This is a genomic window from Vibrio sp. D173a, assembly GCF_030248475.1.
On sequence record NZ_JAHGAH010001553.1, the window covers coordinates 1 to 701 of the forward strand.

The following is a 701-nucleotide window of genomic DNA, read 5'->3' on the forward strand; positions in this document are numbered from 1 at the left end:
CGATAGACAGACCATTATTACCATCACCGTCAACGACCATCATAGTGAAGGTCATGTCATCACCTTCAGCATCTTCGAACTTATCGCTGACATTGTATGGACGCCAAGCTTCGCCCAGCGTCAATTCAACAGGTTCAGTGGTACCGACAACTTTTGGTCGGGTGTTTGGTGTCACGGTGATATCTCCACCATTCTGTGGAATATCAACAATTGGCGAGTAATCATCAAGCGTTTGGTTATCGTCTTCAATGATCTCTTGTGTTGCTTCTGCCATAGCTTGAGCCAGCTTCAGCTTGGTTTCGATATCTTCGTCAGAATGATCAACCAGCACTTCGCCAATCAAATTCAATGCTTCTGCTTGCTCTGTGGTATCTGCGATATAATCACCAAAGATAAGAGCTTGTGACACCTCAAGACCTGCGTCACCAGTGATGGCAGCAACGACTTGCTCCTCAGCGTCAGCTACTGTCAACTCCGAGTCTTCAGCGAGAAGCTTGTTCACCATGTTCGTCATTGGGTTGATGATTGTGCCGCTGCCCGCATTTGCCAACGTGAAGTCGTGTTGAACTAGACCACGGTTGCTATCTACCGTTTGCCCAGCGACCGCATTCACACAGACAACTGCATTACGATGGTCTAAGCTCAGGCTTGCTTGACCTTTGTCGTCGGTTTGTCCTTGAGATAGATCACATACGCCATCT

At 47.8% G+C, this 701-nt stretch carries 1 protein-coding gene; it reads right to left on the reverse strand.

The window, feature by feature from the left end; genetic code table 11:
- On the reverse strand, nt 1–701 hold a 701-nt coding region (locus KIV40_RS34685), incomplete at both ends, for a hypothetical protein (protein ID WP_285353991.1).